Raw genomic sequence first — 24,467 nt, forward strand, 5'->3', positions numbered from 1 at the left:
GATCTCCCTACTCTGCCGCTTGTGCAGTTCGACGCTGCGCGCGCTTTGCGGCATAGCTAGCTGCCGCCTCGCGCACCCAGGCGCCTTCGTCGTGCGCCTTGCGGCGCGCGGCCATTCGGTCACGATTGCACGGGCCGTTGCCGGCGAGCACCTGCTTGAATTCTGTCCAGTCGATCTCGCTGTAACGCCAGTGCCCGTCCGCATCCTGAATCATGCCGGGATCGGGAATGGTGAGGCCGAGATATTGCGCCTGCGGCACGGTGGCGTCGACGAACTTCTGTCGCAGCTCGTCATTGGAGAAGCGCTTGATCTTCCACTTCGTCGAGATGTCGCTGTGCTGGCTGGTGGCATCGGGCGGGCCGAACATCATCAGCACCGGCCACCACCAGCGGTTCAAGGCATCCTGCGCCATCGCCTTCTGCTCGTCGGAGCCACGGCACAGCGTCAGCATGATTTCATAGCCCTGACGCTGGTGGAACGACTCCTCCTTGCAGACGCGGATCATCGCGCGCGCGTAAGGACCATAGGAGCAGCGACACAGCGGGATCTGGTTCATGATCGCGGCGCCGTCGACCAGCCAGCCGATGGTGCCGATGTCGGCCCAGGTCAGCGTCGGATAGTTGAAGATCGATGAATATTTAGCCTTGCCCGCGAGCATGGCGTCGACCAGCTCTTCGCGCGAAGTGCCGAGCGTCTCGGCCGCGGCATAGAGATAAAGCCCGTGGCCGCACTCGTCCTGCACCTTGGCGAGCAGCGCCGCCTTGCGGCGCAAGGACGGCGCACGCGTGATCCAGTTGCCTTCGGGCAGCATGCCGACGATTTCGGAATGAGCGTGCTGGGAGATCTGGCGCGTCAGCGTCTTGCGATAGGCCGCTGGCATCCAGTCGTTTGGCTCGATGCGCTCCTCGGCATCGATGCGGGCCTGGAACTGCGCAGCCTTGGCCGCGTCCTCAAGACCGCGATCATCGGTCTCGGTCGTGTTCAGCGCCTGGGTATACATGCGCACCCTCCCATTTTATTGAGAGACAATATATAACAAGAATTATCTCATGCAAGATATTTCTGTAACATAACGATCAAGCCTCGAATCTCCGTTCCAAGAGTTTTCGCGCCGGCGGCAATGGGCCCTTTTCATTGGTTCCGTTGCCATCAAGCCATTGTTCTGATGGGACAAGCAGCGCGCGATAAATGTCGCCGCACAGCGCGCGGGCGGCCTTGCCCGGCCAGTTCGCCGGAAGCAGGCTTTCGGGCAGCAGCGGATCGCGCAGCACGACGCGACGGTAATGGTGGATCAGGAGGATGCGCGCCGTGAAGGCGTCGGCTTCGGACAAGCCCGTGCCGCGCGCGATCGCGGCGCGCAGCGGCTCGAACGTCTTCATGAACTTGAGATAGGCGTCTGCGGTGCGATCCAACGGCCAGCTCGCGCTGAGCAGCCGTCGGCCGCTGTCATCCTCGGCCGAGACTTCCAGACGGATGGCGCCCGCGGCTTCGTCCGGCACTGGCACGCCCGACGGCGCGACCCACACGCCCGGCAGCGGACTGCCGAAGCCGGCATTGCGGAGCGCCTCGCGCGAGGCGTCGCGATCCTCGCCATTGCCGATCAGCAGCAGCTCGAAGCGCCCGGTCCAGCCGGATGGCGGCGGATCGTAGATATGGCGTGTCGCGGCCTCGAAGATCTGGCGGCCCTTGTCGGCCAGGCGGTAAAAACTGTTACGGCCGACCTTTTCGCGCGTCAGCCAGCCATCGGCGGCAAGCCGCGACATCGCGGTACGCACCACGCCGCTGTCGATGTCCAGACTTTCGAAGAATTCCAGCAGCGTGCCGAGCCATACCGAGCCACCACGCGGCACGATGGCATCGCCGAACACCGTGATGACGATGGAGCCGGTGCGCGACGGTTCGCGTTTGAGCTGCTCGATGATGCGGGACAAGGGATGCGCCATGCGCGAGGCATAGCGCGTTTGGTGCGGGCGCGACAATGGACGGGTGCGACGGTCTTGTTTCTCCATCTCCCCGTTCTTACGGGGAGAGGCAAAGAACTACCGATGCGGATCGGGATAGACCACGCTGCGCCAGCCGCTGCGGTCGAAGGGCCGCCAGCTGCCTTCCTTCTGCGCAAGGCGATCAGCCACCGCGAAGACAGCAGCCGGATGATGGCCCATGCCGCAATGGCTGCTCTCGATCTCGATGCTCTCGGTCTGCGCGCCCGACTTCTCCATGCAGCCCTGCCAGGCGCAGACACCGTCGGTGCGGCTGAAGATCGCCGTGGTCGGCACCGGCGGCGGAACGGCGAGATCGCCGCCGAACTGCGGATCGACCTCGTCGGATTTCCGCCCGCTCGCCCATTCATAGACGCGCCAAGCATTGGTCGAATGCGGATCGCCGGCAAAGGGGCTGCCGAGCGTGATCACCTGGCGCACGCGGTCGGGCATCATTTTGGCGAGCTGGCGCGCATAGAGACCGCCGAGGCTCCAGCCGACCAGGCTGATCTTGCGGCCGTGCCTGTCGCTGAGCTCCTGAACCAGATCCACCATCGCGTGCTGCACGCCCTCGCGCAGGCCGTAATTGCGGCCCTGGCGCCAGCCGCTCACCGCATAGCCCTTGCCCGACAAAAATGTGCGCAACGCGCGCGTGGACCCGTCGGAGGCCACGAGGCCCGGCAGAACCAGCACCGGATGCCCATCGCCCCGCGGCGCAAGGCTGAGCAGCGGCAGCGCGCCGAGGAATGCGCCAAACTCGTGGATCGCTCGCCCTTCCAGGAACATCAGGGTGCGAGACGGCGGGCTCAGCGTCTGGGCAGAAGCGGTCATCAATGGATCCCTCGGAAGAAATGCTGAAAAGACCACCGGCTGCGAGGCCGGCAAACAGGTATGAATTCCAACACGCCAGCTTTTCGAACGTTCCGCAGCGCACCATGAATCAGCTAGGACGCCGGTTCCCTACATTCAAGCTGGTGAGACCCGAGGCCACAATAGGCCGGCGCGTGAATGCCAGCGTCCGTGACGCAAAAGTCACAACAATCGAAGCAGGAATTCTACGGAGTAAAGCGCCAGGCCCGCCAGCCCACCGATCAGCGAGCCGTTAAAGCGGATGTATTGCAGGTCGCGGCCAATGTTGATTTCGATCAGCGAAATCAGCTGCGCCATGTCCCACGATTTCACCTGGTCGGAGATGAAGGTCGAAACGCCGCTCTTCTGGTCCGCGACGAAACTGCGCAGCACCGCGACCAGACCCTTGTTGATCTCGCCGCGCAGCTCGCCATCGCCGGCAAGCGCTTCGCCCGCCGCGACACACATACCGGCGAGATGATGCTGCAGGACCTGGGTCTCGCCGCTTGCACTACGCTCGATGAAGGACCGCGTGTTGGCCCACACGGTGCGGGCGAGATCGGCGAGCTCGGGACGCGCGAGCAGATCGCGCTTCAAACCGTCGATGCGGTCGATATAGGCCTGGTCGGTGCCGAGCCGGTCGACGAAGCTCAGCACCATGCGATCGAACTCGCCGCGGAACGGATGTTTGGGATCGCTGCGCACTTCATTGAAGAAAGCGGTGGCGGAGGCCACGATCTTGTTCACCAAAAACTTGTCGGCGCGATAGAGCCTGAGCAGGGTCGGCAATTCCGCCCGCACCTTCTCACGGATCATCGCCATCGTCTCGGTCTGGTTCAGCGTCTCGTGCATCACGCGCAGGAGATCGTCGAACAGGATCTGGTGACGTCCCTCGGCAACGAAGCCCCGCAGCGTGCCGGCCGCGAGCGGCGCGAGGTCGATCGCCTGGAGCTGCGAGGACATGCGGCGGATGATGAAGGTCATCAGGCCCGAGGTTTCCGTCGCAGAGACAGCCTCCGGCAGCAGGCGCAGCGCAAAGCGCGCAAGGTCGTCACTACGCTTGCGATCACGCAGCCAGTCGGCGACGAACGAGCCGAAATCGATCTCGTTCAGCTTGGCCTCGACGGGAGCAGCCTCTAGGAAATGCACCTGAATGAACTCGCCGAGCTTATCGGCGATACGGGCCTGGTTGCTCTGGATGATCGCGGTGTGCGGAATCGGCAGGCCGAGTGGACGCTTGAACAGCGCGACCACCGCATACCAATCGGCGAGTCCGCCGATCGTCGCGGCTTCCGCGAAGGCCGCGATGAATCCGAACACGGGATGCACAGGCAGCAGCCATTTCGCAAAGACGAACAGGACAAGCGTCGAAACCAGCACCAGCGTCGCCAGCGCTTTCACGCGGCGTAATTCGGCCGCGCGTTCTGCGTCGCCGGGGGAGTCGAAAGAGAAGGTGCCTGATGTATTCATCACAGCATCACACTATCCGTCATTGCGAACGAAGCGAAGCAATCCAGAGCAAGGAGGCAGACTGGATTGCTTCGCTTCGCTCGCAATGACACCTACGGCGGAATAACAAAAGGCCCGCCGAAGCGGGCCTTAAATTCAGTTTTTACTCAGGGGCCGTATCAGGCGGTCTTGTTGTAGACCTTGGCAAAATTGTCCTGAGCGGACTTCGCACCGTTGGCGGCGAGCTTGCCGAAATAGTCGGTGGTCGCCTTGGCGCGCGAGACGAACGCTTCGCCGCGGGCGCGGAGCAGGCCGGACTGGATCTCGACAGCTTCGCTGAACGACTTGGCGGACGCGAGCTTGTCGATGCCCGCGAAGAATGCCTCGGCGTCCTCGTAGATCGCCTGCTGGATGTTGCGGCTGATCTTGCCGGCTTCGGTGACGGACTCGGTCACCGCGTTCTCGACGGCGGCGGTCACGCGCTCGGAGCCAGCGAACACTTCGGCAGCACGGTCCTTGGCGGTATTGGCGGACTTCTTGACGAACTCGCGGGCGGCCTCGGGAACTTCCAGGTTCTGGATGTTCTTGAACGCGTCCTTGAAGCCTTCGAAAGCGGTGTTGGTTTCGGTGGTCATTGGGGTCTCTCCATCCTCATTGGTTGAGCTATGGGCTCACCCCGTCCGGTTTTGGCCCGGGGCACGGCTTATATGGCAAAGTTAATTGTGCGATGCAATATCGATGTTGCAGTGCGATATCACGAAACCGTGAATAGCCTTAATAGGAGGCAATCTGGCGCCTCCCTGACCATCCGGGTTCCCGACCACCCGTCCACCGGTTCTCAATGCTGGACGGCGCCGGGCAGCCCATAGGCCTCCATCTGGGCCTGGACCTGCGCGATGTTGTGCCCGAGCACAACGATATCGTGGGTCTTGCCGTCAACGTCGCGGACATGATCGCGCAACAGTGCCTCGGCCTTGAAGCCGAGGCTCTCAAACAGCGTGATCGCGGCCTGCTGATCGACCGTCATCTGGACCGAGAGCTTTTCGAGGCCGGCGCCGAGCGCGAGTGCGAAGGTCTCCTGCGACAGCGTCCGACCCACCCCCTTTCCGCGCACATCGAGCGAAACCACCATCCGGATCTCGCCGACATGGGGCGACCAGGAGTGCGGATCGCGCACCAGCGTGCCGCAGCCGACGACCGTGCCGCCCCTGACCGCGAGCAGGCTCGTGATCGCGCCGCGCTCGATCTCCTTGACCCAGGCGGAGAGCACCTTCGGCTCACTGATGTTGCGCGGCAGGAACAACAGGTCGTGGGTCGGCAGGCCCTTGCCGAAGGCGAGCACCGCGGCCTCGTCCGCAGGCGACATCAGGCGGATCTCGATATCGCCCGCGTCCGTCTTCACATGACGCGGATAGGAACGCTGCTCACTCATGTCGATCTCTTCCCCAGCCAGGAATCCAATTTCGGCCATAGCCGCTTCACCGCATTGGCGCCGGCGACGAGCGAGACGTGACCGCCCTTCAGCATCACCTCCTCCTTGTCCTCCGATCCGATCTTGGCGATCAGGTGCTTTGCAGCCTCATACGGCACGATGTGGTCATGCTCCGCCACCGCATGCAGGAACGGCACCTTGATGTCCTCGAGCTTCGCAGCACGGCCGCCGACCGACATGGTATCGTTGAACAGCTTGTTGTCCCACATCAGGTCCTTGGTGATGGTGCGGAAATATTCGCCGGCCAGCGGCAGCGTGTCGGTCGCCCAGCGGTCGAACATCCGGTAGGATTTGACGAACTCGTCATTCCAGATGTTTTCCCAGAGCTGGATCTGGCTGACGGTGCGCGAGGCCGGGCGCAGCATCTCGAACGACGACAGGATCATCTCGGGCGGCACGTTGCCGACGCTGTCGACGAGGCGATCGACATCGAAATAGCGACGGTCGGAGAAGTTCGAAAACAATTTCATCTCGCGAAAGTCGATCGGCGTGGTGAAGCAGACCAAATTCTTCATCGGCCCGTCACTGTGGATCGAGCCGTAGAGCAGCGACAGCACGCCGCCGAAACAATAGCCGATGACGGAGACGTCCTGTTCGCCGGAATTCTGCTGCACGCGGCGGATGCAATCCGGGATGAAGTCGAGGACATAGTCCTCCATGCGGAGGCTCTTCTCCTCCGGTCGTGGCGCGCTCCAGTCGAGCATGTAGACGTCGTAGCCGCGCTTCAACAGGAACTCGATGAAACTCTGGCCGGGCACGAGGTCGAGAATGTAACCGCGGTTGGTGGTCGCCATCACGATCAAGATCGGAATTCGATAGATCTCGTCGGACATCGGACGATAGTGGTAGAGGCTCATCGTGCCGCGCGAATGCAGCACGTCCTTCGGGGTCGAGCCGAGCGTGGGACCGGACGTCGAGAAATATTCGACGCCCTTGATGCTGCGCTGGATGGCGCGCTGCACCTCGGACTGGATGCGCTCCGGGATCCCTGCGAAGTCTAGTCCGGCGGGTGCATTCATGTCTGCTCTCCGCCTTCAGATGGCGGGCGCTTGGTGCGCGGCGGGCGCAATGCAGTGTCGGAGCCCTGAGAAATGCCGGAACTCGCCGCCATCTGGCTCAGCATCGACTTGATCTCACCGATCTGTCCTTCGATGGACTGCAGCCGTTCCGCAAGGCCCGTGACCTGGTCCCGGCTCGGCAGATTCATGGAGACCAGATATTTTTCCATGAGGTCGCCGAGCTGCTTCTGAGCACCTGCAGCAACGCCGCCGGCCCGGTTCACGGCTTGCGAAAACTCGGGCGACGACATGGCCTGATTGGCGAAGGAGTTGAACCCCTTTTCCATCTCGCCAACCATCTTCTGCCACATGGCAATGGGGTCGTTGCTCTTGTCGGTCATCGGCGTCCTCCTGAACTCGAGAGCTTCGATGCCCTTCCTTTTTCGCCATACCACACCGTTGCGCGGTGCCGGTCAACCGGCAAGCAGCGGGTCTGATGTCGCGGACGCGGCTTCATTGCGAGACGAAACCATGCGATACAGCATTGATCAAAAGCCGAGGGAACGCGCCCGTGAACGCCTATCAGCCGCCGCAAACCGTCCACGCCAACGGCATCGACATCTGTTACGAGACTTTCGGCAACGACAGTGCCGAGCCGCTGCTGCTGATCATGGGGTTAGGCGCCCAGATGATCCACTGGGACGATGCGTTCTGCGAGCAGCTCGCCGCGCAGGGCTTTCGCGTCGTTCGGTTCGACAATCGCGACATCGGAAAGTCGAGCCATCTCACCGGCGGCAAGCGTCTGACGCCGCTTGAGTTGTTGAAGCTACGGTTTCTCAGGATTCCCGTGGCCGCAACCTACAAGCTGATCGACATGGCGAAAGACACGGTCGGGCTGATGGACGCACTCGGCATCAAGTCGGCGCATCTGGTCGGGGCGTCCATGGGCGGCATGATTGCGCAGGAAGTGACGTTGTCGTTTCCCGAGCGCGTGCGCTCACTCACCTCGATCATGTCGACGACCGGCAATCCGCGCGTGCCGCCGCCGACACGTGAGGCCGCCGCGATGCTGATGGCGGCGCCGCCACGCAGCAAGGAGGAGTTCATCGTCCGCTACGGCCAGACCTGGAACGTGTTGCGGGCCGGGTCCTTTCCGGAGGAAGAGGCGCTCGATCCCGGCCGTGCCGAGCGCGTGTTCGCGCGCGGGCTCAATCCGGCCGGCGTCGGCCGGCAGCTCCGGGCGGTGCTCGCCTCCGGCAGCCGTAAGGAGCGACTGTACGGCGTCAAGACACCGACGCTGGTCATCCATGGCACCGTCGATCCGCTGGTCCGCCCCGAGGGCGGCAAGGACACGGCAGAGTCAATTCCTGGCGCAAAGCTGCTGATGATCGAAGGCATGGGCCACGCGCTGCCGATGCGGTTCTGGCCGGAGATCATCGGCGCCATCGCCCAGCACGCACATGGCGCAGCGGCGCGTGCGGCGTAAACCGACGCAGAAGGTCTCCTCACGGTGACCATGTGAGCTGCCGGTTACTCTCTTAACGCAAGCCGGCACGAAAGCTATACAGCCTTTCCTCAATCGCCAAGAACCTCAATCCGCAAGAAAGAGGCTGCGGCCTCTCGGAGTTCACATGCATCTCATCGTCCGGTCAGCCGCAATCATCGCCGCTTCAGTCGTCACGCTGTCCCTCGCGAGCGGCGCCGCGATGGCGGGTAGCGCGCAAGAAGAAGCCAATCGCAAAACTGTGCTTGCGTTCTATGAGAAGGGGCTCAACCAAAAGGACGCCGATGCAGCCCTCGCCCATGTCGGCGACCGCTACGTCCAGCACAATCCAAACGCGGCCGATGGTCCGGACGGCTTCCGAAAATTCATCGGCTTCCTGCGCGAGAAATTCCCGAACTCGCACAGCGAGATCAAGCGCAGCTTCGTGGGTGGCGACTACGTCATCCTGCACGTTCACGCGGTTCGCGAGCCCGGCAGCAGGGGCAACGCGATCGTCGACATCTTCAAGCTGGAGAACGGCAAGGTGGTCGAACACTGGGACGTCGTGCAACCGATCCCGGAAAATCCGGCGAACAACAACACGATGTTCTGACGGATTGAACCGGTTGCTGCGCAGACGGCCTAACTCTTCCTGGCCAACCAGATCACGTGACGCGCGCCACCGCCTCTTCCGGTGGCGCGAATGTTGACTTCGTTGACGTCGAAGCCGGCACTCCCGAGCCGCTTGGTGAAGGCCGGGTTGGGTCCCGAGGACCAGACCGCGAGCACGCCTCCCGGCCGCAGCGCCGTCTTCGCCGCCTTCAACCCGCTCGCATTGTAGAGCGCATCGTTGCCCTTCCGGGTCAGCCCTTCCGGCCCGTTGTCGACATCCAGGAGAATGGCGTCGAAGGCCGACCGCTGTGCCCGGATGGTTTCGCCGACGTCGGTTTCCCGGATTCTCACCCTGACGTCATCGAGACTGTCACCGAACACCTGCGCCATCGGGCCTCGCGCCCAGGCGACGACCGCCGGCACGAGCTCGCAAACCACGATCTTGGCCTTGCCTCCCAGCACGGTAAGCGCCGCACGCAGCGTAAAACCCATGCCAAGGCCGCCGATGAGGACGACAGGTTTTGCCACCGTCTCGATCTGCTTCGCCGCGAGTGTGGCGAGCGCGGCCTCCGAGCCTGACAGGCGGTTGTTCATCAGCTCGTTGGTGCCGAGCTTGATGGAAAACTCCTTGCCTCGCCGCATCAGGCGAAGCTCTTCATCGGAGCCGGGGATTTTGGCGGTATCGATCTTTTCCCAGGGAATCATGCGAGAGCTTTAGCACGATCGGCCGCCGGATTATCCACCTGCCCACACGTCCAGCACATACCGGTTCTTCGTGCCCATCTCCTCGATCCAGCGGGCAGCCGTGGCGGCATCGCTGCCGCTCTTCTCGCGATGGATCGCGACCAGCGCCGCCTTCACGTCGGGCTCCATCTTGCTGCCGTCGCCACAGACATAGACGATCGCGCCCTGCTCGATCAGCGGCCAGACCTTGTCTTTCTGCGCGGCGAGGACGTGCTGCACATAGGTCTTCGGGCCTTCCGCTCGTGAGAACGCCGTGAACAGCTCGGTGATGCCGCTTGCCGCCAGCGCCTTCAGCTCGTCCGCGTAGAGAAAATCCTGATCGGGATGCCGGCAGCCGAAAAACAGCATGGCCGGACCGAGCGCGGCGCCCTTGACCTTGCGCTCGGCGCGTTCCTGGAGGAAGCCGCGGAACGGCGCCAATCCCGTGCCCGGGCCGATCATGACGATCGGCACGGATGGATCGTCCGGGAGCCGGAAGCCGGCCTTGGTCTCACGCACGGTGGCATGGATCACGTCGCCCGCGCGTCGATTGGCGAGATAGTTCGAGCAGATACCCTTGTAGGTGCCGCGGCCCGAGGCGGCCGGCCCTTCAACCACTCCGACCGTGACGCTGCAACGAACCGGATCGACCGACGGCGAAGACGAGATCGAATAATAACGCGGCGCCAGCAGCGAGAGCGTTTCCAGATAGACGTGGAACGGCAGTTCGCAGGCCGGATATTCGAGCAGCAGATCGAACACCGATTTCCGCCGGGCCAGAATCTCGCTGCGATAGCGCTCGAGCGGCTCGGGCTCCTCGCCGACGAAGGCCAGCAGTTTTGGTTTCGTGACCGGACAACGCGTGTGCTCGGCCATGATCTGGATCTGCTTCCGTGTCGCCAGTTGCTGGAGCTCGACGAACTCGCTGAGCAGGCGGCCGACCGACACGGCATCGCCGACCGGCAATTGCGCGCGGCGGCCTTCGGCGACCTGAAGCCTGATCTGGTCGGCCGGCAGGAAGCCAAAGCGACGGGCGACCGAATCCACCAGCGTCGGATCGTTGCGCGGGACCACGCTCAGATGATCGCCTACGCGGTAATTGATGTTGGACGGCAACTGCACCTCGATGTGGCGCGTCGAACGCTCTGACGGATTGGAACCGGCCTTGTTCTGAAGCTCGTCATTGACCAGCACCTTCATTGCCACCGCGCCGCCCTGGGCGACGATGGTGTTGACGGCGGTCACCGCGACCGGCTCGATCGCGTAGAGCGGATCATCCTCCGCGGTACGGGTGAAATTCCAGTCGATGCCGAATTCCTTGGTCGCGACCTGGGCGGCCGCCGGGAACCATTTCTGGAACTGGCCGTCAAGATCGCTGCGCGCATCGCCTTCGCCGCGCGGATAGACCGCGCGCGCGCCATGCTTCGACAACTGCTCATCGATGAAGCGCGGCACCGACTGGTAGGTCGCGGCCCAGTCGCTGTTGCCGCAGCCGAACACGGCGTAACGCACATTGGCAAACGCATCCTTCGGCAGCTCGTCACCGAGCCATTTGACGAATTGCGTCGCATTGTCCGGCGGCGCGCCGTTATAGGAAGCGCAGATGATCAGCACGCCACCCTCCCGTGGCAGCTTGCCGACGTAATCGTCGAGCGGCCCCAGATGCACGGCAAAGCCGTTGATCTCGGCAAGATCGGCCATCCGAGTCGCCAGCTCCTCGGCGGTGCCGAGATTGGAGCCGTAGAGCACCAGCATCGGCGTGTTGTGGCCGGGACGCGCGGTGGGCTGACGCGGGGCCTTCGGCGCCGACGACACCGCCACAGGTCCGCCATAGGCACCGCGCTCGCGATCGGCGCGCGGACGGACCTTGATCTTGAAGCCTTCCGGCTTCATCGTCAGCGTTTCCTTCAGATGCATCTGGTAGCGCTGGTGGTCGATCAGCTTGAATCGCTGGAGGATCATGCCGAGCGCGAGCGCGGCCTCGTGCATGGCGAAGCCGCGGCCGATGCAGGCGCGCTGGCCGTTGCCGAACGGCTTCCAGGCATTGATCGGCCGTTTGGCTTCCGCCTCCCGGCTGAAATTCTCCGGATCGAACGCGTCCGGATTCGGACCCCAGACCGAGGGATCACGATGCAGCGCGGTCACCAGGATGGTGGTGAACGTACCCTTCCTGAGCTTGTACTTGCCGCCGCCGATGGTCTCGTCGTTCAGCGGCGAGATGCCATAGGCCGGCGCTGGCGGCCATAGCCGCAGCGCCTCCTTCAGGATCTGCGTGATGTAGGTGAGCTGCGTCACCTGCTGATAGGTCGGCCGTACATTGACGTCGGGACCGAAGACGCGGTCGACCTCGTCATAGGCCTTCTTGAGAATCTCGGGATGCTTGAGCAGCGCATAGAGCGTGCAGGACAACAGGCCGCTGGTGGTCTCGTGGCCTGCGATCAGGAACGTGTTGATCTGATAGCGGATGTTGACGTCGTCGAGCTGTTCGCCGGTCGAGCGATCGACGCCCGTCATCATCGCCGCAAGCATATCCTTCTTGTCGTCGGTCGCCTCTCCTCCCTTGCGGCGCTCCGCAATGATCTCGTCGACCATCTTGTTCATGAAGTCGACGTCTTCGGCCATCGTCTTGCGCCGCTTCTGCATCCAGAGCTGCTCGAACGGCAAGCCGCGCGTCATCATGATGGTTTCGAGCGAGCGCACCAGCGACTCGACGAAAGGATGGTAGTCGCGCCGGTAGAACGAATTGAAGCGGTAGTCGAAGCCGCACAGGCCGATCGTATCCAGCGTCAACGCCGTCATGTCGTGGACGACGTCGATCTCGTCGTCAGCGTTGAGCCGCTCCCATTTGCCGACGAGCTGCTCGGCGATGTCGACCATGCTCGGGTGATAGGACTGCATGGCGCGGTTGCCGAAGGGCTGGAGCAGGATGTTGTGCGCCTTGCTCCAGTTTGGCTCCCTGGTGTCGGCCGTGAACAGGCCGTCGCCGCCGACTGCGCGCACCCGCCGCAATGCACCACGCACCGTCTTGTCGAAACGCTTCTCGTCCGAGAGCTCGTCGACGAGATCGTGGCCGGAGACGACCACGATCGGCGAGCCCATCATGTCGAGCCAGAAGATCGGCCCCAGCTCCTTGGCAAGCCGGGTCAGATGCTGCACTGGCGCGGCCGAATCCAGTGACAGCATGTTGCCGACCACCGGCTTGGTCGGCGGCTGCGGGATCGGGTCCAGACGATTCTTGGATGACATCGAAATGTAGTCCCCCTGCTTCAATGTCGTCATTGCGAGCGAAGCGAAGCAATCCAGAAATATGTCGGCGGAGGCAGCCTGGATTGCTTCGTCGCTTCGCTCCTCGCAATGACGAGTTCGCAATGATCAGCTAGCCGAACCGCCTTCTACGCCATTCGATCAGCTTGGCGCTGACCTCCTCCGGCTTCTCTTGTTGCGTCCAATGGCCGCTGTCCTTGACAAGATGTTTCTCCAGATCAGATATCAGCGTCTCCATGCCGTCGGCCGCCGACGGCGGCAGCACGGCATCGTTCTCGGCCATGATCATCAATGACGGCACGTGCACCTGATGGTCCAGGCCTTTCGCGCGCTCCCAATTGCGAGTGAAGTTGCGATACCAGTTGATGCCGCCGGTGAAGCCGGTTTTCGTGAACGTATCGACGAACACCTTCTTCTCGTCGGCCGACAGGATCGGAATCCGGGGATCGTGCTTTGCATCGTAGGCCGCGATCATCTGCGGGAACGCCAGATTGGTCTTTGACGAGGCGCCGACACCCGCGATCGGCGGCTCCTCCGGTTTCGCCGCCGGCCGCGCCAGCGGCTTGCGCATGAACGCGTCGAACGTCTGCTCGACGCGGCTGCCGAATATCCTGTCCGGCTCACGCGCGGGATCCTGAAACTGGACGATGTACATCTGATCGCCGAAGCGCTGGCGGAACAGCGTGATCGGATCGATCGGCGCGCGGTCCCAATGCGGCGTGTTGACGCCGACCACACCAGCGACGCGCGCAGGATGCCGCAGCGGCATCTGCCAGACGACGAATCCGCCCCAGTCGTGGCCGACGAAGATTGCCTTGTCGATCCCGAGATGATCGAGCAGCCCGACCAGATCGCCGGTCAAATGCTCCATGTCGTAGTCCTCGACCGGCTCGGGCCGGTCGGTCGCGCCGTAGCCGCGCTGATCCGGCGCGATCACGCGGATACCGGCCTCGCTGAGCGCCTTGATTTGGTGGCGCCAGGAAAATGCGAGTTCGGGCCAGCCATGGCACAGCACCATCGGTGGCTTGTCTGTGACCGGGCCCGCCTCATAGTAGCCCATGCGGATTCCGTTCGTCTGCACGAACTTGAGCGGCGGCATTTCAATCATCGGAACATTCCTACTCAGCGGCGCCCTTGATGTCCGCAGCGGGCAAAGCATAGGACGCCTCCAGCGCGGCGAATTCTTCCGGCAACATGTCGCACATCACCTGCACGTGCGGAATGATGTTGGCGCCGACGATGAAGCCGAAATCGAGCTGGTCGCGATAGCTCTGCACGGTGATGTTGAGCGCCTGTCCGTGTGTCGAGATCGACACCGGGAAGATGTGCAACAGCTCCGCGCCCGCGGCGTACAGCGTCTGCCGCGGCCCCGGCACGTTGGACACCGTGATGTTCGCAGCCGGCGGCAGCACATTCGACAAATCGGAGCGGCTGTAGAGCAGCGCCATGATCTGCACGACGATCGGCGCGCCCAGCATCGAGATATTGGAGATCTGCGGCATCAGTGCCCGCAGCGGATGCGACATCTCCTTGGACTTGGTCGATTGCGCGATAATGGCTTCCAGGCGCGCCTTGGGATCGTCGATGTTGGTCCCGATCGAGCAGATCATGCCGAACACCTGGTTGTTGGCTTCGGTGTTGCCTTCCTCACGCAGCGAGATCGGCACGGCAGCGGTCAGGGACTTCGCCGGCAGCGTTCCGTGTTGCTGGAGGTAGCGCCGGACCACGCCGGAGGCGAGCGCCAGCACGACGTCGTTGAGCTTGCCGCCGGCCTGCTTGGCCAGCGCCTTGGATCGCGACAGCGAAATCGAGACGCCGGCGAAGCTGCGCTCGGACGAGATCGATTTGTTGAGCATGGTCGGCGGCGACACCATGCTGGCAAGGCTCTCGCGCGATTTTGGATCGGATATCTTGCCGAGCACGTCCGAGACGCTCTTGACCATGGTCGGGATGTTACCGGCAAAGCGCACCGCGCTCTCGATCTGGTACATCGCATTGTCGAACAGGATCGAGCCGATGTCGCTCTTGCCGGTGCGCGGCAGTTGCAGGTTCTTCGCGGCGGCCGATGCATCGAGCGGCTGGGTGAAGAGCTGCTGGTAGGAATCGACCAGGTTCGCTGCGATGTCGCGCGGCTCCTGCCCGGGCTTCGCTCCCGCGGTCGGCGGATCGACCTTCCGCGGGATCGGCGAGATATCGTAGATCATGTTGGTCAGCGCCGCACCGGCACCGCCGTCGATGGCGGCATGATGCATCTTCGAATAAAGCCCGACCTCATTGTCCTTCATGCCCTCGAACACGTAGAACTCCCAGAGCGGGCGGGCACGGTTCAAGAGCTTGGCGTGCATCCAGCCCACGATGCGTTCGAGCGTGGCGCGGTCGCGCGGCTGCGGCAGGCTGGCGCGGAAGATGTGACGGTCGATGTCGAACTGGTCGTCCTCCACCCAGGAGGGATGATCGATGTCGAGCGGCGCCTTCTCCAGCCGCGCTTTGAGGATCGGCGCGATGTGCAGGCGCGAGACGATCATCGCCTTGAAATCTTCGAAGAAGTCGCCCTTGTAGTCGTCCGGCAGGCGAAAGATCGCCATGCTCCCGACATGCATCGGCATTTCCGGCGTTTCCAGATAGAGAAACGACGCATCCAGCGACGACAGTTTCTTACCGTCAGCCATAGTTCCCTCCCGAGTATTTGACTGGCGCCTTAGGCGGCGCTTCTCGTCAGGCCGATACTGCCTGTTCCGGCGGGGCATATGCAATGGCAAACGGCCCTGCCCTGTCAAATGGCCAGAACTCCCCTTCCGGTTGCGCAAGGCGGTCCGCCACGGCCCATAGCGCTGCGGGATTCACCCCAAGCCCGATATGGCTCGCCAAGTGCACCTCGATGTTCTCGGCGCGGTCGAAGGGACGCAGCAGGCAGGTCCGCCAGTTCACGATGCCGTCGGCGCGCGAATAGATCGACGTCGCCGGCACCGGAAGATCGCCGGCGATCGCCTCACGCAGCTCGGCGAAATCCTCGACACGCTCGCCGGACATCATTTCGTAGAGCCGCGTCGCATTGGTCGCTCTTATGTCATTGGCAAAAGGGCTGCCGAGCGTGATGACATTGCGGACCAAGTCGGGCGCCTGCAGCGCGAGATCGCGCGCATAGACGCCGCCGAGACTCCAGCCGACCAGGCTGACCTTGCGTCCGCTCGCAGCATGGATTTCGGCGAGACGGGCGCGTAATGAATCCCGCATCCGTCCGAACCCGCCGAAATTGCGGCCCATCCGCCAGGCATGTGCCTCGTAGCCGAGCTCGCTGAGATAGCGCCGCATCGGCGCCATCGAGAGGTCGCTGGCGAGGAAGCCAGGCAGCGCCAGCACCGGATGGCTATCGCCTTTGGGCGCCCGCATCAGGACCGGCGACAGCAGCAGGCTGGCGTTGAGTTCGAGCAGCCCTCGGGCTTCGGCGAGCAGCAAAGCAAGGCCGGGCGGACGAAGCCGGCCTGGGGTCTGCGGCCCGTCCGGACCGGGCGGCATTATTTCTTCTTGTCGCCGCTGCGCGTGCCGCCGAGGCCGGCCATGGTGACGAACATGTCCTGAAACCGCTCGGCAAGCTTGGGATCGAAGGTGAACCAGCTCTGGATCAGCGACTCCGGCGAGACCTTGTCGATGTTGCTCAAGACTTGCTGTTGCAGCTTGTCCATCACCGCCGTCTGCATCGGTGCCAGATCGGGCAATCCGATGAACTGACGGGCTTCGAGGGGGGTGCAGTCGATTTCGATATTAACCTTCATGTCCCCTCCAGATGAGATTCGAGCGCCCGGCCGCAGTATCGCCGCGAGACGGTGTGCAACGCAAGCGACCTGAGGCCGGTCGCGGCGCTCCGGCTTCCGCGATCGGCGGATATGGTCAATCAAAAACGCTGGCGTCCTCGCCCATCGGCCCGTCAATGTCGGTCAGCATTGCTGCAAAGCGGTGCAACTTGGCGCGTTCCTTGCTGGAATGGCGCTTGCACGGGTCGAGAACTCTGGGCAACATGGTTCGATCAGCCCCGCCGAACAATCAAAAATGACGGTGCGGGCGAGTGGAGAGGTCAAGAATGTCAGTCGGACGAAGTCTGTTTGCGGCGACGCTCGCCAGTATGCTTGCGTTGGCGGTCTCGCCGGCGTCGAGCCAGACGCTGCGCTATGCCAACCAGGGTGAGCTCAAGTCGCTCGACCCGTACACGCTGAACGAGTCGACCACCAGCGCGCATCTCGGTCATGTCTATGAGGGCCTGGTTGCCCGCGGCAAGGACCTGAAGATCGTCCCGGCACTCGCCGAAAGCTGGGAGACGCCGGAGCCGACACGCTGGCGCTTTCACCTGCGCAAGGACGTCAAATTCCACAACGGCGACCCGTTCACTGCGGACGACGTGGTGTTCTCGGCCGAACGCGTGCGGGCGAAAGGTTCGAATTTCCAGAGCCGCGTTCCCGCCGATGCCAAGGTGGTCAAGATCGACGATTACACCGTCGATTTCATCCTGACCTCGCCCAATCCCATTCTGACGGCGCTGTGGGCCACCTGGTACATCATGGACAAGAAATGGGCAGAGGCGAACGATGCGGTGGCACCGACGCCCGCCGCCGCGACGACCCCGAGCTACGCCTCGCTCCATGAGAACGGCACCGGCGCCTTCACGATCGACAGCCATCAGCCGGGCGTGAAGACCGTCTTCAAGGCCAATCCGAACTGGTGGCGCAAGCCGGAACATAATCTGAAGGAGATCATCTTCACGCCGATCGCCAACCCCGCCACGCGTGTTGCGGCGCTGTTGTCCGGCGAGGTCGACGTGATCGAGCCGGTTCCGGTCCAGGACATCGAGCGCGTGAAAGCGAGTCCGAACGCCACCGTGCTGACGGGACCTGAACTCCGCACCATCTTTGTCGGCATGGATCAGGCGCGTGACGAGCTCTTGTACTCCAACGTCAAGGGCAAGAACCCATTCAAGGACGTTCGCGTCCGCGAAGCCGTCTACAGGGCAATCGACATCGACCTGATCAAGAATCGCGTCATGCGCGGACTGTCTACGCCGTCCGCATTGATGGTCGCACCAGAGATCTTTGCCTCGAAGGATTTCACCCGGCCGAAGCTCGATCCCGACGCCGCCAAGAAGCTCCTGGCTGACGCCGGCTATCCCGAGGGTTTCGAAGTCACGATGGACTGCCCCAACGATCGCTACGTCAATGACGCCGCGATATGTCAGGCGGTCGTCGGCATGCTCGCCCGCATCGGCCTCAAAGTGGAGCTGCTGGCGCAACCCAAGGCCCTGTATTTCGCCAAGGTGCTGAAGCCCGGCGGCTACAAGACTTCGCTGTTCATGCTGGGCTGGACCCCGGATACCCTCGACTCCCATAACGTGCTGCACGACATCATGGGCTGCCGGGACGATCCCAAGGATCCGAACCGCGGCGAAGCCAATCTCGCCGGCTATTGCAACAAGCAGTTCGATGAACTCGCCGACAAGGTTCTCGTGGAACCCGATACGGGCAAGCGCGATCTCCTGATCAAGCAGGCCTTCGAGGTCTCGATCAAGGACTGGGCCTACGTCCCGCTGCACCAGCAGGCGCTCGCCTGGGGCGTCTCGAAGAAGGTGAAGTTGACCCAGCGTGCGGACAACATGGTCATGCTCTACTGGGCGACCAAGCAGGACGAGTAGGCGTCGACAAGTTGTGAAGTCCCGGAAGCCATCGTTTTCAAGATCTGGCTTCCGGGACTTGCTGTTTCGGGCTAACGCAATGATGCGTGCCACTGAAGATATGTGAAAGGAACAGATGCTCGCTTTCACACTGCGCCGGGCCATTCAGGCCATTGGTGTCATGATCGCCGTCGGGATCATCTCCTTCTCGATGTTTCGTTTCGCCGGCGATCCCGTGAACCAGATGGTCGGGATGGACACGTCCGGCGCCGAACGCGCCGCTATCCGCAAATCGCTCGGCCTCGATGATCCCGTGATCGTGCAGTTCGGCCGCTATATCGGCAACGCTGCGCAGTTCAAATTCGGCGTCTCCTACCAGTTCCGCCTGCCTGTCTCCAATCTTCTGATGGAGCGGATGCCCGCGACCCTGGAGCTCGCGATCTGCGCCACCATCTTCGCGATGCTCTGTGGCATCCTGATGGGCGTCTATTCGGCGCTTCGCCGCGACAGCTGGCTCACACACGCGTTCCAGGCTATCTCGCTGATCGGCATCTCGCTGCCGACCTTCTTGATCGGCATTCTCATGATCTACCTGTTCTCGGTGACGCTGGGTTGGCTGCCCTCGTTCGGGCGCGGCGACGTCGTGCATATCGGCTGGTGGACGACGGGTCTGCTGACGCTGTCAGGACTGAAGGCGCTGATCATGCCCTCGATCACGCTGGGTTTGTTCCAGATGACGCTGATCATGCGGCTGGTCCGCACCGAGATGCTCGAAGTCATGCGCACCGACTACATCCGCTTCGCCCGTGCCCGCGGCCTCACCACCCGCGCCATCCATTACGGTCATGCGCTGCGCAACACGATGATCCCGGTCATCACGGTGGCCGGCCTGCAATTTGGCTCGGTAATTGCATTTGCGATCATCACCGAGACCGTGTTCCAGTGGCCCGGCATGGGGTTGCTGTTCGTGCAGGCCGTGCAGAATGTCGATATCCCGATCATGGCCGCCTATCTGATGATGGTGTCCCTGATCTTCGTCACCATCAATCTCGTGGTTGATATCCTCTACACCATCGTCGATCCGCGGCTGCGCTCGACGATCAGCCGGGCACATTGAATGAGCGAAGCCGTCGTCCCGCACAAGGTCGAAGAACGCGGCCCGCGCGCCGACGCGCCGGGTTGGATTAAACGCGCGCTCGACAGCGACCTGTTCTATTCATTTCGCCGCTCCAAAATCACCATGGTCGCAGCGGCGGTGACGCTGCTGTTCTTCCTGCTCGCGATCCTCGCCTCGGTGCTATCGGTCCAAAATCCCTTCGACCCGGCGCAGCTCCAGCTGATGAACTCGCGCATCTCGCCATTATGGACCTCAGACGGCCAGAGCCCGTTCCTGCTCGGCACCGACGAACAAGGCCGGGACGTATTGTCCGCGATTCTTTACGGCATGCGCATCTCGCTTCTCGTCGGCGTGCTCGGCGTCGTCTTCTCCGGCGCGATCGGCATCCTGCTCGGGCTGACGGCCGGTTATTTCGGCGGTGCCGTCGACGGGCTGATCATGCGCATCGCCGACGTGCAGCTTTCATTCCCGGCGATCCTGATCGCGCTGCTGATCAACGGCATCGCCAAATCGGTTTTCGGCAACAAGCTCGACGAGATGAGCATGCTGGCTGTCCTGGTCTTCGCGATCGGGTTGAGCTTCTGGGTGCAATATGCCCGCACCGTGCGCGGCTCCGTCATGGTCGAGAAGAACAAGGACTATGTCGCCGCCGCCCAGCTCATTGGCCTGCCCGCCCCGGTGATCATGTTGCGCCACGTGCTGCCGAACACGATGGGGCCGATTCTCGTCATCGCCACCATCAATCTCGCGCTCGCTATCATCACCGAAGCGACGCTGTCGTTCCTCGGCTCGGGGATGCCCGAGACCATGCCATCGCTGGGCACGCTGATCCGCATCGGCAACAACTATCTGTTCGCGGGCGAATGGTGGATCGTCGCCTTCCCTGGAATCGCACTCGCGGCGCTGATCCTGTCGATCAATCTGCTCGGCGACTGGCTGCGCGATGCGCTTAACCCGAAACTCCGATGAGTATGCAGCGTTCATGACCGAGCCCGTTCTCTCCGTTCGTAATCTTCAGGTCGAGTTCGCCTCCCGCCGGGGCACGCTGCGCGCGATCGATAATGTCTCCTTCGACATCGCCAAAGGCGAGGTGCTCGGCGTTGTCGGCGAATCCGGCGCCGGTAAATCGGTCACCGGACTCGCGGTCATTGGCCTGATCGATTCCCCGGGCCGCATCTCGGGCGGCGAGATCCGCCTCTCCGGCCTGCGCATCGACAATCTGCCGCCGGAAGAGATGCGCCGCGTGCGTGGAAAACGTATCGGCATGATCTTCCAGGACCCCCTCACCTCGCTCAATCCGCTGTACAAGATCGGCGACCAGCTCATCGAGACGATCAGAACGCATCTGAACCTGTCCGAGACCGCCGCCCGTCGCCGCGCCATCGACCTGCTCGCCGAAGTCGGGATCCCGGCTCCGGAAAAGCGCATCGACGGTTATCCGCATGAATTCTCCGGCGGCATGCGCCAGCGCGTGGTGATTGCGCTCGCGATCTGCGCCGAACCGGAGCTGATCATCGCCGACGAGCCGACCACCGCGCTCGACGTTTCCGTGCAGGCGCAAATCATCTCGCTCATCAAGCGTCTCGGCCGCGACCACGGCACTGCGGTGATGCTGGTGACCCACGACATGGGCGTGATCGCCGAGACCTCCGACCGGGTCGCGGTGATGTATGCCGGCCGCGTTGCCGAGATCGGTCCGGTGCAGGATGTCGTGCAGAACGCGCTGCATCCTTACGCCAAGGGCTTGATGGGCGCGATCCCGACGCTCGCGGGCGACGACAAGCGCCTGGTGCAAATTCCCGGCTCGATGCCGCGATTGTCGGCGATTCCGCGCGGGTGCTCGTTCAACCCGCGCTGCGCGTTGGCGTTCGATCGCTGCCGTGTCGAGCGGCCGGAGCCGCTGCCACGGGGCGCGCAATCGGTCGCCTGCCATCTCTATGACAGCGTGCCGGCGGAGAGCGCGGCATGAGCACTCCCTTCGTCCAGGCCACGAATCTGCGCCGCGTCTTCGACGTCTCGAAACCCTGGCTCAACCGTATGCTTGAAGGCGGGCAGCTCGAATATCTCAAGGCCGTCGATGGCGTCACCTTCGACATCAGGAAGGGCGAGACCTTTGCACTGGTCGGCGAATCCGGCTCGGGCAAGACCACGGTGGCGCGGATGGTCGTCGGCTTGCTGCCGCCAAGCTCCGGCAACGTCTTGATCGACGGCATCTCGATGACCGATCCGCGGCAGGCCCAGGCGCGGCGGAAACTGCGCCGCCGCATCCAGATGATCTTTCAGGATCCCTATGCGAGCCTGAACCCACGCTTCCGGGTCGACGCCATCATCTCCGAGCCGATCCGCGCGTTCGACCTGATCGAGGGCGAGCGCGACATCCAGGCCCGGGTCGGCGAGTTGCTCAGCCTTGTCGGCCTGCATCCCGACGACAGGTTGAAATTTCCGCACGAATTCTCGGGCGGCCAGCGCCAGCGAATCGCGATCGCTCGCGCGCTCGCCTCCGACGCGGAGTTCATTGTCTGCGACGAGCCAACCTCCGCGCTTGACGTCTCCGTGCAAGCGCAGATCCTGAACCTGATGCGCGACCTCCAGGACAAGTTCGGCCTGACCTACATGTTCATCAGCCACAACCTCGCCGTCGTTCGCCACATGGCGAGCCGCGTCGGCGTGATGTATCTCGGCCGCATCGTCGAGATCGCGGAAGGACGTGAGCTGTTTGCTCGTCCTCGCATGCCCTACACCAAGATGCTGCTCGGCGCCGTGCCCGATCTCGCCATGAGCGGCCGCCAGCGCATTCCCGTGAAGGGCGAGATCCCGAACCCGATCAATCCGCCGCCCGGGTGCGCCTTCAATCCGCGCTGCCCGCTGGCGTTCGATCTCTGCCGCAAGAAAGCACCTGAATTGGTCGACGGCGTCGCCTGCCATGCGGTCAACACCGCGCCGGTGCCGGCGTGACGCGCGCGTGCCATGCAGCCTGCGCATTTGGCGGCGGCCTGGCCCTGTGATCAATTGCGCGCGCCGCAAATGAGGTAGTCCATGGCCAGCATCGTCAATCCCGATCCCTTCACGACACGCCCCGAGATCGAAGGCACCTTCGGGGTCGTCGCGACCACGCACTGGATCGCGACCGCCATCGGCATGGCCATCCTGGAAAAGGGCGGCAACGCGTTCGACGCCGGCGTCGCCACCGCTTTCACGCTCCAGGTGGTCGAGCCGCATCTGAACGGCCCCGGCGGCGACGTTCCGATCATCGTGCACGACGTGAAGCGCGGCCGCACCGAGGTGATCTGCGGTCAGGGTCCGGCACCGGCTCGCGCCACCATCGCGCATTACAAGAGCGAAGGCCTCGACATGGTGCCCGGCACCGGCCTGCTCGCAGCCTGCGTCCCCGGCACCTTCGAATCCTGGATGATGCTGCTGCGTGACTACGGCACGATGCGCGTGCGCGACGTGCTGGAGCCCGCGATCTCCTATGCGCGCGACGGCTATCCGCTGGTCGAGCGCGCCTGCGCCACGATCCAGACTGTCGAGCAATTATTCCGCAAGCACTGGCCGACGTCAGCCGCCGTCTATCTCCCGAACGGCGAAGTGCCAAAGCCCGGCACGCTCTTCACCAACAAGACACTTGCGGCGACCTATGCGCGAATCCTGAGCGAAGCCGAAAGTGGCGGCGGCGGCCGCGACGCCGAGATCGAGCGCGCACGCAAGGCGTGGTCGCAGGGTTTCGTCGCGGAAGCCATCGACAAATTCTGCCGGACGCAGGACGTGATGGACGTCAGCGGCTCGCCACATCGCGGTGTGCTGACCGCCGATGACATGGCGCGCTGGCAGCCGAAGGTCGAGGCCCCGCTCACCTACGATTATGGCCGCTACACTGTCTGCAAGGCCGGGGTCTGGAGCCAGGGTCCGGTGACGCTGCAGCAGCTCGCGCTGCTGAAGGGCTTTGCGCTCGATGGGCTGGACCCGACCGGGCCGGAATTCATCCATCTCCAGATCGAATGCGCCAAGCTCGCCTTCGCCGACCGCGAGAAATTCTACGGCGATCCCGAGTTCAGCGAGATCCCGATCGGAACGCTGCTGTCGGATGCCTACAACAACGAGCGCCGCAAGCTCGTCACCGACAACGCCTCGCTCGATCTCCGGCCCGGTGCGATCGAGGGCTTTGGCGGCGTGGTCAAGCTGCGCCGCGCCGAGGGCCAGCGCGAGGCTGTCGGCGCGCTCGGCGCCGGTGAACCGACGGTGGGCCGCTTCGGCGAGGTGCGCGGCGACACCGTGCATTTCGACATCATCGACAAGGCCGGCAACATGGTGTCGTCGACGCCGTCCGGCGGCTGGCTGCAATCATCGCCGATCATTCCCGAGCTCGGCTTCTGCCTCGGCAGCCGCGCGCAGATGTTCGATCTGGAGGAGAACCAACCGAGTTCGCTCGCGCCCGGCAAGCGGCCGCGCACCACGCTGTCCCCCACCATGGCATTGCGCGACGGCGAGCCTTATCTCGCCTGGGGCTCGCCCGGCGGCGACCAGCAGGATCAGTGGATCACGCAGTTCTTCCTGCGGCACGTCCATTGCAACCTCAATCTCCAGGAAGCGATCGACGCCCCGGCCTGGCACTCCGAGCATTTCCCGATCTCGTTCTGGCCCCGCACCGCGCGCCCCGGCGTGCTCGTGGTCGAGAACCGCGTGCCGAAGGCGACGATCGAAAATCTTCGCGAACGCGGACATATCGTCGAGGTCGGACCGGACTGGTCGGAAGGCCGTCTCACCGCGGCCTCGCGCGTCGGTCCGCGTCGCCGCGCCGCCGCCAATCCACGCGGCATGCAGGGCTACGCCGCAGGGCGCTAAAGG

General features: G+C 63.3%; 22 protein-coding genes. 8 read left to right on the plus strand and 14 right to left on the minus strand.

Going from position 1 to position 24,467, the window contains the following annotated elements:
• Positions 1–7 precede the first annotated feature (7 nt).
• The 8 genes from paaA to IVB40_RS25705 form a co-directional block, all read right to left on the minus strand.
• Positions 8–1,000 carry a 1,2-phenylacetyl-CoA epoxidase subunit PaaA gene (gene paaA / locus IVB40_RS25670; RefSeq protein ID WP_247425909.1) on the minus strand — a complete coding sequence of 331 codons (993 nt, stop codon included), beginning with the start codon at positions 998–1,000 and terminating at the stop codon, positions 8–10.
• Positions 1,001–1,076: 76 nt separating this feature from the next.
• On the minus strand, positions 1,077–1,943 hold the full coding sequence (gene paaX, locus IVB40_RS25675) for a phenylacetic acid degradation operon negative regulatory protein PaaX (RefSeq protein WP_247288567.1): 867 nt from the start codon (positions 1,941–1,943) through the stop codon (positions 1,077–1,079).
• Between the two features lie 96 nt (positions 1,944–2,039).
• Positions 2,040–2,810, minus strand: coding sequence for an alpha/beta hydrolase (locus IVB40_RS25680; protein ID WP_247816691.1), 771 nt, complete (start codon positions 2,808–2,810; stop codon positions 2,040–2,042).
• Between the two features lie 201 nt (positions 2,811–3,011).
• Positions 3,012–4,298, minus strand: a complete 1,287-nt coding sequence (locus tag IVB40_RS25685) for a DUF445 domain-containing protein (protein ID WP_247816692.1) — start codon at positions 4,296–4,298, stop codon at positions 3,012–3,014.
• A 158-nt stretch (positions 4,299–4,456) separates the two neighbouring features.
• Positions 4,457–4,912, minus strand: a complete 456-nt coding sequence (locus IVB40_RS25690; protein WP_027568907.1) for a phasin — start codon at positions 4,910–4,912, stop codon at positions 4,457–4,459.
• 203 nt (positions 4,913–5,115) lie between these two features.
• Entirely contained in the window at positions 5,116–5,709 is a 594-nt protein-coding gene (locus IVB40_RS25695) for a GNAT family N-acetyltransferase (protein WP_007593821.1), read from the minus strand.
• On the minus strand, positions 5,706–6,788 hold the full coding sequence (locus tag IVB40_RS25700) for an alpha/beta fold hydrolase (protein ID WP_247816693.1): 1,083 nt from the start codon (positions 6,786–6,788) through the stop codon (positions 5,706–5,708). Before IVB40_RS25700 ends, IVB40_RS25695 begins: the two co-directional genes overlap by 4 nt.
• On the minus strand, positions 6,785–7,168 hold the full coding sequence (locus tag IVB40_RS25705; protein WP_247425902.1) for a hypothetical protein: 384 nt from the start codon (positions 7,166–7,168) through the stop codon (positions 6,785–6,787). Before IVB40_RS25705 ends, IVB40_RS25700 begins: the two co-directional genes overlap by 4 nt.
• A 170-nt stretch (positions 7,169–7,338) precedes the next feature.
• On the opposite strand from IVB40_RS25705, the gene IVB40_RS25710 reads away from it, so the two are divergent.
• Positions 7,339–8,253, plus strand: coding sequence for an alpha/beta hydrolase (locus IVB40_RS25710; RefSeq protein WP_247816694.1), 915 nt, complete (start codon positions 7,339–7,341; stop codon positions 8,251–8,253).
• Between the two features lie 145 nt (positions 8,254–8,398).
• Complete coding sequence (locus tag IVB40_RS25715) at positions 8,399–8,863, plus strand: nuclear transport factor 2 family protein (protein WP_027568903.1); 465 nt, start codon at positions 8,399–8,401, stop codon at positions 8,861–8,863.
• Between the two features lie 29 nt (positions 8,864–8,892).
• Here the strand turns inward: IVB40_RS25715 and IVB40_RS25720 are convergent, their stop codons facing one another.
• The 6 genes from IVB40_RS25720 to IVB40_RS25745 all read right to left on the minus strand — a co-directional run bounded on the left by IVB40_RS25720 (position 8,893) and on the right by IVB40_RS25745 (position 16,622).
• Positions 8,893–9,567, minus strand: coding sequence for a spermidine synthase (locus IVB40_RS25720; protein WP_027568902.1), 675 nt, complete (start codon positions 9,565–9,567; stop codon positions 8,893–8,895).
• Positions 9,568–9,597: 30 nt separating this feature from the next.
• Positions 9,598–12,831, minus strand: a complete 3,234-nt coding sequence (locus IVB40_RS25725) for a cytochrome P450 (RefSeq protein ID WP_247816695.1) — start codon at positions 12,829–12,831, stop codon at positions 9,598–9,600.
• Positions 12,832–12,961: 130 nt separating this feature from the next.
• Positions 12,962–13,957, minus strand: a complete 996-nt coding sequence (locus IVB40_RS25730) for an alpha/beta hydrolase (protein WP_247816696.1) — start codon at positions 13,955–13,957, stop codon at positions 12,962–12,964.
• A gap of 10 nt (positions 13,958–13,967) precedes the next feature.
• Positions 13,968–15,518 (minus strand): wax ester/triacylglycerol synthase family O-acyltransferase, encoded by a 1,551-nt coding sequence (locus IVB40_RS25735; RefSeq protein ID WP_247816697.1) that lies wholly within the window; start codon positions 15,516–15,518, stop codon positions 13,968–13,970.
• 46 nt (positions 15,519–15,564) lie between these two features.
• On the minus strand, positions 15,565–16,365 hold the full coding sequence (locus tag IVB40_RS25740) for an alpha/beta hydrolase (protein WP_247816698.1): 801 nt from the start codon (positions 16,363–16,365) through the stop codon (positions 15,565–15,567).
• Entirely contained in the window at positions 16,365–16,622 is a 258-nt protein-coding gene (locus tag IVB40_RS25745) for a DUF6489 family protein (protein WP_007593837.1), read from the minus strand. The genes IVB40_RS25740 and IVB40_RS25745 overlap by 1 nt, the downstream gene beginning before the upstream one ends.
• A gap of 305 nt (positions 16,623–16,927) precedes the next feature.
• Between IVB40_RS25745 and IVB40_RS25750 the strand changes: the two genes are divergently transcribed.
• The 6 genes from IVB40_RS25750 to IVB40_RS25775 all read left to right on the plus strand — a co-directional run bounded on the left by IVB40_RS25750 (position 16,928) and on the right by IVB40_RS25775 (position 24,464).
• Positions 16,928–18,526, plus strand: a complete 1,599-nt coding sequence (locus tag IVB40_RS25750; protein WP_247816699.1) for an ABC transporter substrate-binding protein — start codon at positions 16,928–16,930, stop codon at positions 18,524–18,526.
• Positions 18,527–18,641: 115 nt separating this feature from the next.
• Positions 18,642–19,622 (plus strand): ABC transporter permease, encoded by a 981-nt coding sequence (locus IVB40_RS25755; RefSeq protein ID WP_027568896.1) that lies wholly within the window; start codon positions 18,642–18,644, stop codon positions 19,620–19,622.
• On the plus strand, positions 19,623–20,591 hold the full coding sequence (locus tag IVB40_RS25760; RefSeq protein WP_027568895.1) for an ABC transporter permease: 969 nt from the start codon (positions 19,623–19,625) through the stop codon (positions 20,589–20,591).
• 13 nt (positions 20,592–20,604) lie between these two features.
• Entirely contained in the window at positions 20,605–21,591 is a 987-nt protein-coding gene (locus IVB40_RS25765; protein ID WP_027568894.1) for an ABC transporter ATP-binding protein, read from the plus strand.
• Complete coding sequence (locus IVB40_RS25770) at positions 21,588–22,577, plus strand: oligopeptide/dipeptide ABC transporter ATP-binding protein (protein WP_027568893.1); 990 nt, start codon at positions 21,588–21,590, stop codon at positions 22,575–22,577. The genes IVB40_RS25765 and IVB40_RS25770 overlap by 4 nt, the downstream gene beginning before the upstream one ends.
• An 81-nt stretch (positions 22,578–22,658) precedes the next feature.
• Positions 22,659–24,464 carry a gamma-glutamyltransferase family protein gene (locus tag IVB40_RS25775; protein WP_247360000.1) on the plus strand — a complete coding sequence of 602 codons (1,806 nt, stop codon included), beginning with the start codon at positions 22,659–22,661 and terminating at the stop codon, positions 24,462–24,464.
• The last annotated feature ends 3 nt before the right edge of the window (positions 24,465–24,467 follow it).

It is taken from the genome of Bradyrhizobium sp. 40, from assembly GCF_023100925.1.
Classification (GTDB): domain Bacteria; phylum Pseudomonadota; class Alphaproteobacteria; order Rhizobiales; family Xanthobacteraceae; genus Bradyrhizobium.